The organism is Microbulbifer pacificus, assembly GCF_033723955.1.
Taxonomy (GTDB): Bacteria; Pseudomonadota; Gammaproteobacteria; order Pseudomonadales; family Cellvibrionaceae; genus Microbulbifer; species Microbulbifer pacificus.
Map to the genome: position 1 here is coordinate 1,275,653 of NZ_CP137555.1, position 12,824 is coordinate 1,288,476.

A 12,824-nucleotide genomic window follows, 5' to 3' on the forward strand; every position below is an offset into this window, starting at 1 on the left:
AGTTGGGCGGTACTCCGAATAATTTCATATTGCGCGTGGAGAAATTTCAACCACTCGCCGTTCGCGACTTTTTTCGGAGCCCGCACCTTTCGGGGGGAGGGTGCGATCGAAGTGGCTGGAAATTTGTCTGGGGTATTTTGATTGATTTTTCAGCGCTTGATCTGCCGGTTTCTGCCCATCCGGCTTTAGATAGATATCCAAGCAAAATGAAATCGACCAAACTCGTCTTCGCCCTGCTTTTGTTCGCTACGGCCCTGACTGTAAAAGCGGCACCGCTTCTGAACGGTCTGGCCCTGGAACAGCAATTCAATAAAGACCAATACTTTGCTGCGGTATATTCCGAGCGCCTGTCAAACGATTCCGCGTCCCTACTCGATAACAATATGCCGCGGGCACTGGAAATTCGCGTGGTTGCCGATCACCTCTCGGCTCGTCGCCTGCGCAACCAGTGGATGGAAGGTATCGCCATCAACAACCCTGCCGACACTCTCTCCGGTCAGGCAGACAACATGGTGACCTTTGCCAATTTGTTCAGCGGTCGCTTGCTGGCAGGTGACATCCTACGTATCGACTTCGCAGCAAGTAGTGGTGCCACCAGCGTATCCCTGAACGGTGTCGAGCTCGACACCATCAAGAATCGCGACTTTTTCAACACGCTGCTGCGCGCCTGGATTGGTTCCGTACCGCCTTCTACCGAATTCCGCGATAACCTGATGAAGTCCGGCCAGGTGAAAGGCGGCCTGCTGGCCACCTTCGAAGCCCTGAAGCCGAGCGCCGAGCGCATGGCTCAGGTTCGCGCGACCTACGAAAAAGAGGAACAAGTAGCCGCTGCCAGCGCACCGGCCAAGTCAGAGCCGAAAAATGAAACCAAGCCGGAACCAGCCAGGGTTGTAGCCGTCGCCAAGCCTGACCTGAGCGCCGATATTCCCGCACCGACACTCGCCGCCATCGGCAGCGCCGCTATCGAAAAGCCCGCTCCGGCGCGCCCCGAACCCAAAGCGGAAACACCAGCCGTGGCGCAGACCCAGCTCAAGCCGCTGAAGCCCACCACCACGCGTCCGGCGACACCGCCCATGGATGATGAAGAGGAAGAGGAAGATGAGGCACCGCTCACCGCGGATATGATTCTGGCCCGCCAGATCTATCACTCCATGCTGCTGCGTCATACATTCAAGCACATCAACTATCCGAAGCGCGCCATGGAGCGCGGTCAGGAAGGCAGTGTGCGCCTCAACGTCACTATTGATAGCAAGGGCAACGTGATCGATGTGGCAACGCTGCAGGAGTCACGCTTCTCCAGCCTTAACCGCGAGGCGCTGGATGCGGTGGAGCGCGCGGGCCCCTACCCCGCCACACCGTCCCAGCTGAAGATGAACGAGTACAAGTTCACCGTACCGATCACTTTCCGCCTACCGGACTGATGCACAGATAAAAAACCCCGCCGATGCGGGGTTTTTTATTGCTCAAAATTTGCCAGATCATGAAACATAATGCATATAACAAACTAAAATCACGCAACCATAGCTTCAACTTTTCGCAGCGAGCGGGAATAACAACCTCCAACGCTAGAAGGCAACTCCCATCTCGCGGGGAATTCCATCGCCCACCTGCGGCGACTGGGCGCAAGGCCCCTTGCCCACCACAAGTGCCCTTGCATACTATGTCCAGTCAAATTCCACCCGGTCCGCGGACCGACCAAGAAATAACAAGCCCAAAAGGCCATTCATGAAGAAACTGCTTTTACCCCTGGCGATTGCTGGTGCCATTGCCGGTACCTCACTGACCGGCTGCTCGAAATCCGAGGGCCCGCAGGCGGATGCCGCCCAAGCAAAACCGGCCGCAGAAGCTGCCGCCCCCCAGGTCGCACTCGGTTCCGGTATCGACATCAGTGCGATGGATACCAGCGTGCGCCCGCAGGATGATTTTTTCTCCTACGTAAACGGCAACTGGATCAAGAACACTGAAATCCCCGCGGACAAATCCAGCTGGGGTGGATTCACTATCCTGCGCGACAAGGCCACCGAAGAAGTGAAAGCGTTGATCATGGAAGCCGGAGAGCACGCGGACAACGCCGGTGCCAAGCAGATCGGCGACCTGTACAACAGCTACATGAATGAAGAGCTGATCGAGAAAAAAGGCCTGACGGCCATCGCCGGTGAGCTGGCCAAGGTCGATGCCATCAAGTCCCAGAAAGACCTGACCGACTTCTTCGCCTACGCAGATACCGCTGGCTACACCACGCCCTTCGGAGCCGGCATCAACCAGGACCTGAAGGATGTGGAAAACTACATCACCTTCTTCTGGCAATCCGGCCTCGGTCTTCCTGATCGCGACTACTACTTTGACGAGTCCGAAAAAGGTCAGAAACTGCAGCAGGCCTACCGCGAATACCTGGTGAAAATGCAGCAGATCGCCGGCCTGGATAACGCCGAGCAGTATGCCGAGACCATTTATCAGCTGGAAAAAAGCCTGGCGGAACATCATCGCACGCGCGTGGAAAACCGCGACCCGGACAAATACTACAACAAGAAGTCTGTTGCCGAGCTGAAGGCCTTGATGCCGGCCGTGGACGTTGACAGCTACCTGCAGAAAGCCCACCTGGAAAAAGCCGAAAACTTCCTCGTCGGTCAGCCTGAATACCTGGAAGCCGCCAACAAGATCATCGCGGATACCGATCTGGATACCTGGAAGCGCTACCTGAAAATCAACGTGCTCTCCGCTACCGCGCCTTACATGCACGGCGAAATTGCCCAGACCAACTTCGATTTCTACAGCACCACCATTCGCGGTGTGAAGGAAATGGAACCTCGCTGGAAGCGCGCCGTGCAGTTCGTAAACGGCTCCGTGGGTGAGCTGGTCGGCCAGCGCTACGTGGAAAAATACTTCCCGCCGGAAGCCAAGGCGCGCATGGTCAAGCTGGTGGACAACCTCAAGGCCGCTTACAAGGAGTCCATCGAGTCCCTGAGCTGGATGAGTGAAGACACCAAGAAGGAGGCCCTGACCAAGCTGGCCAACTTCACCACCAAGATCGGCTACCCGGACAATTGGCGCGATTACAGCGAACTCAAGGTAAGTGCCGACGATCTGGTGGGCAATGTGCTTGCCTCCAATATCTTCGACGCTCTGGAAGAGCGCAGCAAGCTGGGCAAACCGCTGGATCGCAGCGAGTGGCACATGAGCCCGCAGACCGTCAACGCCTACTACAATCCGCCGATGAACGAAATCGTATTCCCGGCAGCCATCCTGCAACCGCCGTTCTTCAACATGAACGCAGATGATGCGGTGAACTACGGCGGTATCGGCGGTGTGATCGGCCACGAGATCGGCCACGGCTTTGATGACAAGGGCAGCAAGTTTGACGGTAAGGGTTACCTGAATAACTGGTGGACCGATTCCGACCGCAGCAACTTTGAGGGCCTCACCAACAAGCTAGTTGCCCAGTACAACGGTTTTGAACCGCTCAAAGACGAGCACGTAAACGGCGAGCTGACCCTGGGCGAAAACATCGGCGACCTGTCCGGTCTCGGCATTGCCTACAAGGCCTACAAAATGTCGCTGAACGGTGCCGAAGCTCCGGAGATCGACGGTTTCACCGGCGACCAGCGCGTATTCCTCGGCTGGGCACAGGTGTGGCGTAGCAAGATGCGCGATGAGGCCCTGAGTGAGCTAATCAAGACCAATCCGCACTCCCCGGCGGAATACCGGGTTCAGGGCGTAGTGCCCAATATCGAAGCCTTCTACAAAGCCTTCGATGTGAAAGAAGGCGACGGCATGTACCTGCCGGAAGAGGAGCGTGTGGTTATCTGGTAATCCCGATATCCACTTCACTTAAATGTCCCGCTCCTTGCACTGCTGTCGACTTAAGCATTGCAAGATGATATCGGACTCCAGAAAATCCGGTTTCCATTCCATGGAAGCCGGATTTTTTGATGCTCTTACGTAGTGTTACCTCGACAAGCCAGGCGTGAGCCTCTCGTGTATCCATAGCAAGCCTCCTCGCAATAATGTGGGTATGCGCCCGGCCATTACACCTTGCCAGCAGGTACCTCGTTATGAGGCAGCAATTCGCCGATAGCACTGGCGCGCTGCATCTCATCTTTCAGATATGCAAAGGGATCATCGCCATTCAACTTTACTGGCTGGATCAGACTTGTCACCGCTACCTCACCGTGGCCACTGCGCAAGCTATACCTATTTCCAAAAACCATCTTCAAAGCCCGGAGTTCTGGGAACTTGGTGATTTGGCAAGAAGGTGCTGGTACAAGGGGTGGCACAAGGCTACCGCGTGATCCTCCGAGACGGAGCTTACCTGATGCTCCAGCGTTACTTTCTGGCAACCGACTTAGTGGCCTCGCTGAAGCGTATCGGGGTCTCAGGCCAGCGGCATATCGCAATTCTGACCAGTGGTATTACCCGGTAATTCTAAGGCGCCGGAATTTGCGTTGACCCCCATGTTGTTGACGCCGATTTCGGTGTCAGTACCGAATTCGTCATGCCCTGCTTGATGCAGCTATTGATATATTTTTTCGGTGAGGCTACAAGAGGACAAGAGCGGAGATACTCGCCGCTTCCTAGTCTCTTCCCTTGTGCCTTTCGATGGCGTGTAAGTTGGCGCGGTCTAGTTGTTGTTCGACCAGACTGTGCTTAACTGCGTTCATGAGACAGCATCCAATATTTCTTCACTTTTTGCTCCCTGCAGTGTGCTTTGCACCGGCAGCCATCGGTTGCTCTTTTCACGCTCTTGAGGTGCAGCTTGACCGCATGTACCCCGGCTCTTTCCCGGTTGCAGTAGCTCTGCGCAACGCCGCGGACAAAGGTGTTATCGATTCTGCAGCCCTTGCCGCCTCAGGTACCGGCACCACCAACTACATCTATACGGTGCACTTCCTACAGTCGTTCGGGAAAGTACTGGCTGTGTCACCCGCCGCTGGGGAGCTGCCGGCGAACTTTTCTCTGGGTTACGTGGATAGTCAGCTTTGGGCCCGTTACTCGCAGTCGGACGGCAAGATCCGCGTCGATATCCACACCGACGGCCCGGCCGCAGGGGAGCCCGTTGTCCTCACCGGCGAGGTGGTATTGGTGCAAGTTCTGGCCGGCAAACTGACGGTCGACCGTGCCCTGGCGGATGGCATGCTCCTTATCGATGGAAGCGAAAGGGATCAGGCGGTTATTCGCCACGCACTGAAAACAACGTCCATCGCCAACAATGTCAGCAGGCGCTAAATCAACGATCACGCTTTTATCCAGGTCTTGAAACAGGGAAGTACGAAAACATGAAGCTACGGTGCACAGTTTTATCTTTTTTATTGACCACCGGCCTCGCTCAGTCCGTCGTGGCGGCCGACATCGGAAAACCCGCCACCGACGCCACCAAGGCGGCCAACGCGGCGGTGCTCAAGGAGTTACCGTTTAGCAACAAGCAGGCCTTCGAGGACTCAAAGAAAGGGTTTATTGCGCCGCTGGAAAACAACGGTGTGGTCAAGAACGCCAAGGGTGACATCGTCTGGGACCTGCCCAAGTTCAATTTTCTTAGTGGTGACAAGCCGGCGCCGGACACGGTCAACCCTAGCCTCTGGCGGCAGGCTCAGATCATGCAGCACTACACCGGCCTGTTTAAAGTGACAGAAGGCATTTACCAGGTTCGCGGTCTGGATATCTCCAACATCACTTTCATTGAGGCCCCCGAGGGCGTGATCGTCATGGATCCTTTGGTTTCCGCCGAGGTCGCCAAGGTGGGGCTGGAACTCTACCGCAAGCATCGTGGCAATAAACCTGTTGTGGCGGTCATTCACTCCCACTCGCATATCGACCATTACGGCGGGGTCAAGGGGGTGGTGAGCCAGGAGGATATCGACTCCGGTAAGGTCAAGGTTTACGCGCCAACTGGTTTCACGGAGGCGGCACTCAACGAAAACGTGATAGGCGGCAACCGCCAGACCCGTCTCAGCGGCTACCAATACAGCCAGCTGGTAGAGCCCGGCCCCACCGGGAGCGTGACAAGCGGCTTGGGCCTGATTAACTCCAGGGGAACCATCACTTTCGCGGTGCCGACGAACGTGATTACGAAACCGGTCCAGAAGGAAACCATCGCCGGTCTGGAGTTCGAATTTATGCTGGCGCCGGACACCGAGGCGCCGGCGGAGATGTTTTTCTACATCCCCAAGTACAAGGCGCTTTCCACCGCCGAGGACGCGGTGCACACCCAGCACAACGTGTATAGCCTGCGCGGAGCCAAGGTGCGCAGTGCTTACAACTGGGCCAAGTACCTGAAATTGGCCAATGAGCGCTGGGGCAACCAGGCGGAAGTCCTCTACGCACCACACCACTGGCCTATCTGGGACAAGGAGCGCATCAGTGAGCACCTGGTAAGACAGTCGGCGGCCTACAAGTACATCAACGACCAGTCGGTGCGTCTGGCAAACTCTGGCTACGATATGGTCGAGGCCGCAGAAATGCTCCAGTTGCCCAAGGAACTGCAATCCGAATGGGGGCTGCGCGGCTACTACGGGACCACCAATCACAACGTCAAGGCCGCCGTCGACAAGCACTTTGGCTGGTTTAATGGCAACCCCGCTACCCTGCATCCGTTGCCGCGGGTTGAGGCCGCCAAGAAGTATGTCGATTACATGGGTGGCGCCGATGCCATTCTCACGAAGGCCAAAGCAGATTTCGACCAGGGGGATTACCGCTGGGTGATGCAGGTGCTGATGCAGGTGGTCTATGCCGACCCCGGTAACATGAAGGCGCGGAATCTTATGGCGGATGCGAGTGAGCAACTCGGCTACCAAGCGGAGGCCGGCACCTGGCGCGGCTGGTACATGAGCGCTGCCAAGGACCTGCGTGAGGGGGTCAAACCCATGCCGATCGCGGTATTCGCCAGCCCGGACACGGTCGCAGCCATGCCGCTGGAACTGTTCTTCGACTACCTGTCGATCCGCCTCAACGGTCCCAAGGCAGAAGGCAAGACCATCAAGATGAATCTGGATTTGCCAGACACCAAAGACAAGTATCTACTGGTGGTACAGTACGGCGTTCTGCAGTACCACAAGGACCAGCAAGCTAAGGATGCCGATGCCAGCCTCACCATGAGCCGCGACACACTGAACGAGATCATCGGTGGCAAGCTGAAGGTCGAGCAAGGAATTACCAAGGGTGCGATCAAGCTCCAAGGAGATCCGCAGAAATTCGAAGAGTTTGTATCTCTTCTGGATACATTTGACCCTTGGTATCAGGTGGTGATGCCGATGGGAACCAAATAAGACAGAGTGGGGGCAGCGATACCAATAGAGTAAGGTCTGTACTACATCGTCCAACTTGTATGGAGCCTGATGGTATGCGCCCTGACTTCACACCTTGTCAGCAACTACCCAGTTGTGAGGTAGTAATTCGCTAATCGCACTCGCGCGCTGCGTAGGTAACCGCTGCATCACATCTTTCAGATACGCAAAGGGATCGTGGCCATTCAGCTTGGACGACTGGATCAGTCTCATGATCGCTGCCGCTCGCTGGCCACTGCGCAAGCTGCCAGCGAACAGCCAGTTGCTGCGTCCCAGTGCCCAAGGGCGAATCTGGTTTTCCACATGGTTGTTGTCGATGGGCACATTGCCATCATCACAGTAGTGCGGCAGCGCCTGCCAGCGTTTCAGACTGTAGTCGATCGCTTTGGCGGTGGCCGATCCGTTGGGCACCTTCTGGCGGTGTGTCATAAACCATTGGTGGAGACTGTGCAGTAGCGGTTTCGAGCGCTGGAGCCGGAGTTGCTCTTTCGCCTCTGCGGTAAATTCCTTGGCGTCCCGCTCAATGTCATAGAGCCTCTGGATCTGTTGCATGGCCTGTTCGGCAATCTGGCCTTTGTTGGCCAGGTACAGGTCGTAGAACTTCCGGCGAGCATGGGCCATACAGCCGATCTCGGTAATCCCGTTCGTAAAGCCCGCCTTGTAGCCGCTGTAGTCGTCACACACCAGTTTGCCCTGCCAGCCTTCGAGGAAGCGGCGGGCATTGGCGCCGGCACGGGTCTCCGCGAAGTCATAGACCACGGCGTTGACGGTTGCCGCCGAGGTGCTGCAGTAGGCCCAGATGTAGGCGCGGTGGGTTTTCTTGTTGCCGGGCGCCAGCATCGGTACCGGGGTTTCATCTGCGTGGAGGACCGACTGCTGCAGCAGTTCTTCGCGCAGGACATCGACCAGCGGTTGCAGGGCAACACCGCAGCGGCCAATCCACTCCGACAGCGTAGAGCGGGAGATGGCGAGACCTGCGCGGGCAAAGATGTTCTCCTGCCGGTAGAGCGGCAGGTGATCAGCGTATTTGGCAATCAACAAGTGGGCCAGCAGACCACTGGTGGGGATCCCCTTGTCGATGATCTGTGGCGGCACCGGTGCCTGGATAATACATTCGCAAAGTTTACAGGCCCACTTGCCGCGGATATGGCGTTCTACGGTGAAGGTGCCCGGGGTGTAATCAAGCTTTTCACTGATGCCCTCACCGATGCGTTGGAGCTGACAACCACAGTCGCACTGAGTGCTGTCGGGTTCGTGCTCGATGATCTGACGGGGCAACTCGGGAGGTAACGGCGAACGCTTGGGCTGGCGCTTCTCGGGCTTCGCTCTGGTGTCCGCACGGGATAGCTCCATTTCAACGGCGGCGATATCGGCTTGCACCAGTTCGTCCAGCAGGCTGGTCTGGTGGGCATTGGGTGCTTCGCTGCTCTTGCCGAAGCGATGGCGCTTGAGGATGGCGAGTTCGTGTTTGAGCTTGTCGTTAAGCAGTTGCTGGTTGTGGATGAGCTTTTTGTTTTCCGCTGACTCAGCCAGCAACTGCGCCGCGAGCTGGCGCAGTTGGTCGGCATTAATCCCGTGCTGTAGCGCTCGCGACGGAAGTGCCGGGCTCTTGGCAAGCTCTGAGAATCTTGGTCTTAAGCTCCGGGGGATGCCGGCGACGCTTAACGGGTGTCTTAACAGGGATGATGTCACTCAAATTAGGTGTCCACTTGTTGATAGGTGGACACCTAAATTACAGCGGGGAAATGGATTTAGAAGACGGATTTGCCGGACGCTTACTAATGTGGGGGCATATCGTTACTTGAACACCACTCTTTGCCAGTACCAAGCAGCATCAATTCTCTTCCCCACACTGGCTTCGCGCCCCTAGAAATTGACCAGGAAGGTTACTCGACTCTTTGCAATAGCCCTAACTAAAGCAGCGTGAAATGCTATCGAGTCAAGTTTTTTCAACCATAAATGCCGCGCACAAATAGATTCATTCTCTATTTGTACAAAATTGTACAAATTGTACAAATTCACCCCAAAATACTTTCGCAGATATTTCTCGTAGGTTAAGTTTCATCCTTCTGTGACAAGACCGCCCGTCGCGTTTAGCCAAAATTTTGGCGGGCACAACATAAACAAATGGGTTGAATGAAGGTCGCACTTGCGATGGCCACAGGTTTTTCCAATGCATGCAAACTCGAACGGGGCTTGCAGTTGATCAAGTGGGTTATGGGACTGATCCTATGTTTACATATACCCGCTCAAGCCTCTGTAACCGTCCAGGAAGTCGATGACTATATTCCCGCTGGGAATTGGCAAGTATCTCTCGCGGTGGGCGGTGGGGAACTGCAAAGCCCCCTCTCTAATTCCAAGAACATCGATATGGCCGTTTTTCCGTCCATTAGATACTACGGCCAACGCTTTTATCTTGAAAACACATCCATGGGGTATAACCTTTACGAAGTCCCTCGCTTCGCCATAGATCTGGCGGGACGCTTGAATTTCGATGGAATATTTTTCCCGGGAAGCGGCAGTCACGTTACCAAAAAAATGGCGGCGTCGGGACAATTTGATGTGCCGGGTGAGCGTCCGTCCAGTGTATTACCCCCACCCAATCGAAGGCTTTCTTATCTTGGCGGAATGTCGTTTCACTGGTTGGGGCCAGTTAATGCTGACTTGAGTATTCTCGGAGATCTCTCGAGTGTACACGGCGGCAGAGAGTTGGAACTGATTGTCGGCAGAAGCTTTGCTTTTCGAGCATTTAAGATCGGCATCGAGCTGGGCGCAAACTATAAAAGTCACGCATTGGTGGATTACTACTACGGTGCGGAGATCAAACTCCCCGCGATGCCAGAGCCTGTGCCACTATACCAACCGCGCGAAGCAGTAAATTCTCACCTGAAGCTGGAGGGAATATTTCCACTGACTGAAAGTGTTCAATTGCTTGCCGCAGGGCGCTTGGACAAATTAGACAGTGAAATCTGGCGCAGCCCCTATGTGATTCAACCTGAAACCCGGTCTTTTTTCATCGGCATTCAGTACACCCTGTAGCAGTATCATAATGGAACGGTTATCCGTCATTCCTTTTGCCTTGTATCTTTCTTTTTCGGCAACTCCTGCCATAGGGGAGAGTTTAATCGAAAATCGAGGGATCAAGTTTTTCAATGTCGTGCCCGGCAACTGCATCGTAAAATCAGCCGAGTCATGCGAGGTGAGCTTTCAGTTTTCGTGGGCGCTAATGAAGCTCGAGGATGCCTGTATATTCATGGAAGGACAGCCTGACGCCATTTACTGCAAACATGCCGAAGCGGGTGACATTATTCTTGATTTGGCAGTGGATCAGTCACAGCAATTCACGATAATGCTTACAGAGGCGCCTCAGTACAAGAAGTCTCGACGCGTCAAGGTCCTGGCGATTGGCGAAGATATCCGGATTAAACGAAAACATTTATGGAGCTTCTTGTAATGCGCGGGAAGCGAATCCTACTAATCGAAGATGATCAGAGACTGGCACGATCAATCATGGTGTTTCTGGAGAAGGAAGGTTTTGTGGTGCGTCACTTTGGTGACGGCGACAGCCTGGGCCAACTTCTCCATAGTTGTGCGTTTGATCTCGTATTGTGTGACGTTATGTTGCCTGGTGCTGATGGCTTCGAGATCTGCCAGAAGATCAAGAGTAATTTTAATGGCCCCTACCTGTTCCTTTCTGCGCTGAGCGATGTTGATACCCAGTTACGGGCATTCGAACTCGGGGCCGATGATTTTATTATTAAACCCGTGGACCCAGGGATTCTGTTAGCAAGGATTCTCGCTCGTTTCCGGCGCAGCCAGCCAGAAGCTGCAAGGGAGATGGTGACGCAAGTAAAAAATCTGGTCATCGATAAAGCGAAGCGCTGCGCTCACGTTGAAGGTGAGTCGCTTTCCCTGTCTACCAGTGAGTTTGATCTCCTGTGGTTGTTGGCCAATCATCCGCATCAGGCGTTGAGCAGAGAGTTCTTGTTCATCCATACCGTTGGCCGTCGCTACGATGGACTCGATAGGACCATCGATGGGCGGATCAGTCGCTTGCGCAAAAAACTGGAGTCCGTAGAGCAACTTGATATCACTGTTCGCACGGTTTGGGGACAAGGATATCTATTAGCAGATGGGTAGCCTATGTACAGAGCGCTGATCCGCTATCTGTCTCTAGTATTACTCGGCCTTGCAGCGGCAGTATGGATCGCCGATCAGGCATATATACAGCGACAATCGGAGGTTCCAGGGCTTGAGGCTCGTCTGATATCAGAAGCGCTCAAGGGGTACTGTGAAGTAAATTCATGTCGGGCAGGAAATATGCCTTGGCCGGGACTCGAATTTTCACGCATGTCTGAATTTTCTTTACCCGAGAATGAGACGAAAGAGCTTGCCCGTGGGCGGATGCTGCGCGCGAAATCCAGTACAAACGAAAATTTCTATTACGTGAAAATTGACGACCTGATTGCCCAGATCGGTCCATTTGATGAAAGCAGTCAAGTAGAGAACGATTGGCATACAGAATTATTCTATTTACTTCTCGGTGTTTCAGTATTTCTTTGTTTTTGGCCAATACTGCGGGACTTGCACCAGTTAAAATTGGCCGCGACACGGTTCGCACGAGATCGGGATCCGCAACATTTTCGCTTCCCCCACAGCAGTTTTTTTAGCCCGATTTCCGAAGCAATGATTTGGATGGGTAACCGCTTGGCCCGCTCACTGGCTCTTCAAAAGGAACTTTCCTCAACCCTGTCTCATGAGTTGCGAACGCCGATCAGCCGCTTGAAGTTCTCTGTAAATACACTACCTGCAACGGGAGAGGAACCTACCAAAGCAGAAATGCTGGAAGACCTGCATGAGCTGGATCAACTAGTGTCCGAATACCTCACGTTTGCTCGACAGGAAAGTGAGCGGCCACTGCTGGATTTTTCTCAGGTCGACCTGGTCGATGTGGTAGCACGGCTACTTGACCGGCTCGGTCAGTACAGCGGAAAGCGCATTGAGCTGATTGCGCCTGACTCCCTGCGAACCCGGGCTGACATACGCTCCATTACTCGCGCACTGAAAAATCTCATTGAGAATGGAATAAAGTATGCACAGAGCGAGGTCCGGGTAGGACTGTATGATGATTCAGGTGAAGTCGTTGTCTGTATCGAAGATGACGGCCGCGGACTGGAGGGGGAAGCATTCGAAGATCTTTTCCTGCCCTATGTTCGAGAGAAATGTGTAAGCAAGATTTCAGGCTACGGTTTGGGGCTAGCCATTGTAAGGAAAATCGTTGATTGGCATGGTGGCCACATTATTGCCAGCCATTCGATAGCCCTTGGCGGTGCCCGTTTTGAGCTGCGCCTGCCTGATTCACCGTGGGAATTTGATTCACTTAGTTGATTCCCCCGGGATATCTATTTTTTCATTTCAGAAAATCTCTGATTAAAGCCCCGACGCCTCAGGCTCTGCGAGCCCCTCCAATACGACCAACTCTTTCCAGCTCCCCGCCATAGGTCGCAATTTTAATTAACCGCGCTATCTAATCTCCCTGCACCCTGC

9 protein-coding genes and 1 pseudogene are annotated in these 12,824 nt (G+C 54.4%); 8 read left to right on the forward strand and 2 right to left on the reverse strand.

What is annotated here, in order from left to right; genetic code table 11:
* Positions 1–206 precede the first annotated feature (206 nt).
* Together R5R33_RS05780 and R5R33_RS05785 are read left to right on the forward strand one after the other, a co-directional pair.
* Positions 207–1,421, forward strand: a complete 1,215-nt coding sequence (locus R5R33_RS05780; RefSeq protein ID WP_318955096.1) for a TonB family protein — start codon at positions 207–209, stop codon at positions 1,419–1,421.
* Between the two features lie 304 nt (positions 1,422–1,725).
* Positions 1,726–3,810, forward strand: a complete 2,085-nt coding sequence (locus R5R33_RS05785) for a M13 family metallopeptidase (protein ID WP_318955097.1) — start codon at positions 1,726–1,728, stop codon at positions 3,808–3,810.
* A gap of 215 nt (positions 3,811–4,025) precedes the next feature.
* Here the strand turns inward: R5R33_RS05785 and R5R33_RS05790 are convergent.
* Positions 4,026–4,187: pseudogene (locus R5R33_RS05790) on the reverse strand (transposase domain-containing protein); the annotation flags it as partial.
* Between the two features lie 469 nt (positions 4,188–4,656).
* Between R5R33_RS05790 and R5R33_RS05795 the strand changes: the two are divergent.
* Positions 4,657–5,223: a hypothetical protein gene (locus tag R5R33_RS05795; RefSeq protein ID WP_318955098.1), complete on the forward strand. Its 567-nt coding sequence runs from the start codon at positions 4,657–4,659 to the stop codon at positions 5,221–5,223.
* Positions 5,224–5,273: 50 nt separating this feature from the next.
* Positions 5,274–7,259 (forward strand): alkyl/aryl-sulfatase, encoded by a 1,986-nt coding sequence (locus R5R33_RS05800; RefSeq protein ID WP_318955099.1) that lies wholly within the window; start codon positions 5,274–5,276, stop codon positions 7,257–7,259.
* Positions 7,260–7,346: 87 nt separating this feature from the next.
* Here R5R33_RS05800 and tnpC read toward each other — a convergent pair whose 3' ends face one another.
* Positions 7,347–8,849 (reverse strand): IS66 family transposase, encoded by a 1,503-nt coding sequence (tnpC, locus tag R5R33_RS05805; protein WP_318955703.1) that lies wholly within the window; start codon positions 8,847–8,849, stop codon positions 7,347–7,349.
* A 564-nt stretch (positions 8,850–9,413) separates the two neighbouring features.
* On the opposite strand from tnpC, the gene R5R33_RS05810 reads away from it, so the two are divergent.
* Genes R5R33_RS05810 through R5R33_RS05825 form a run of 4 tightly spaced genes read left to right on the forward strand, consistent with a single transcriptional unit; the run spans position 9,414 to position 12,665 of the window.
* A complete protein-coding gene (locus R5R33_RS05810) occupies positions 9,414–10,316 on the forward strand; it encodes a MipA/OmpV family protein (protein WP_318955100.1) in 903 nt (300 codons plus the stop codon).
* A gap of 10 nt (positions 10,317–10,326) precedes the next feature.
* The gene (locus R5R33_RS05815; RefSeq protein ID WP_318955101.1) at positions 10,327–10,731 is read left to right on the forward strand and encodes a DUF3019 domain-containing protein; all 405 of its coding nucleotides are present in this window, start codon (positions 10,327–10,329) and stop codon (positions 10,729–10,731) included.
* Entirely contained in the window at positions 10,716–11,417 is a 702-nt protein-coding gene (locus R5R33_RS05820) for a response regulator transcription factor (RefSeq protein ID WP_318955102.1), read from the forward strand. The genes R5R33_RS05815 and R5R33_RS05820 overlap by 16 nt, the downstream gene beginning before the upstream one ends.
* A 3-nt stretch (positions 11,418–11,420) precedes the next feature.
* Entirely contained in the window at positions 11,421–12,665 is a 1,245-nt protein-coding gene (locus R5R33_RS05825) for a sensor histidine kinase (protein ID WP_318955103.1), read from the forward strand.
* Positions 12,666–12,824 lie beyond the last annotated feature (159 nt).

What these genes read in the sequence shown, in the direction of transcription:
- R5R33_RS05780 (WP_318955096.1), top strand. Translation starts at nt 207, where the DNA reads ATGAAATCGACCAAACTCGTCTTCGCCCTGCTTTTGTTCGCTACGGCC.
- R5R33_RS05785 (WP_318955097.1), top strand. Translation starts at nt 1,726, where the DNA reads ATGAAGAAACTGCTTTTACCCCTGGCGATTGCTGGTGCCATTGCCGGT.
- R5R33_RS05795 (WP_318955098.1), top strand. Translation starts at nt 4,657, where the DNA reads ATGAGACAGCATCCAATATTTCTTCACTTTTTGCTCCCTGCAGTGTGC.
- R5R33_RS05800 (WP_318955099.1), top strand. Translation starts at nt 5,274, where the DNA reads ATGAAGCTACGGTGCACAGTTTTATCTTTTTTATTGACCACCGGCCTC.
- R5R33_RS05810 (WP_318955100.1), top strand. Translation starts at nt 9,414, where the DNA reads ATGAAGGTCGCACTTGCGATGGCCACAGGTTTTTCCAATGCATGCAAA.
- R5R33_RS05815 (WP_318955101.1), top strand. Translation starts at nt 10,327, where the DNA reads ATGGAACGGTTATCCGTCATTCCTTTTGCCTTGTATCTTTCTTTTTCG.
- R5R33_RS05820 (WP_318955102.1), top strand. Translation starts at nt 10,716, where the DNA reads ATGGAGCTTCTTGTAATGCGCGGGAAGCGAATCCTACTAATCGAAGAT.
- R5R33_RS05825 (WP_318955103.1), top strand. Translation starts at nt 11,421, where the DNA reads ATGTACAGAGCGCTGATCCGCTATCTGTCTCTAGTATTACTCGGCCTT.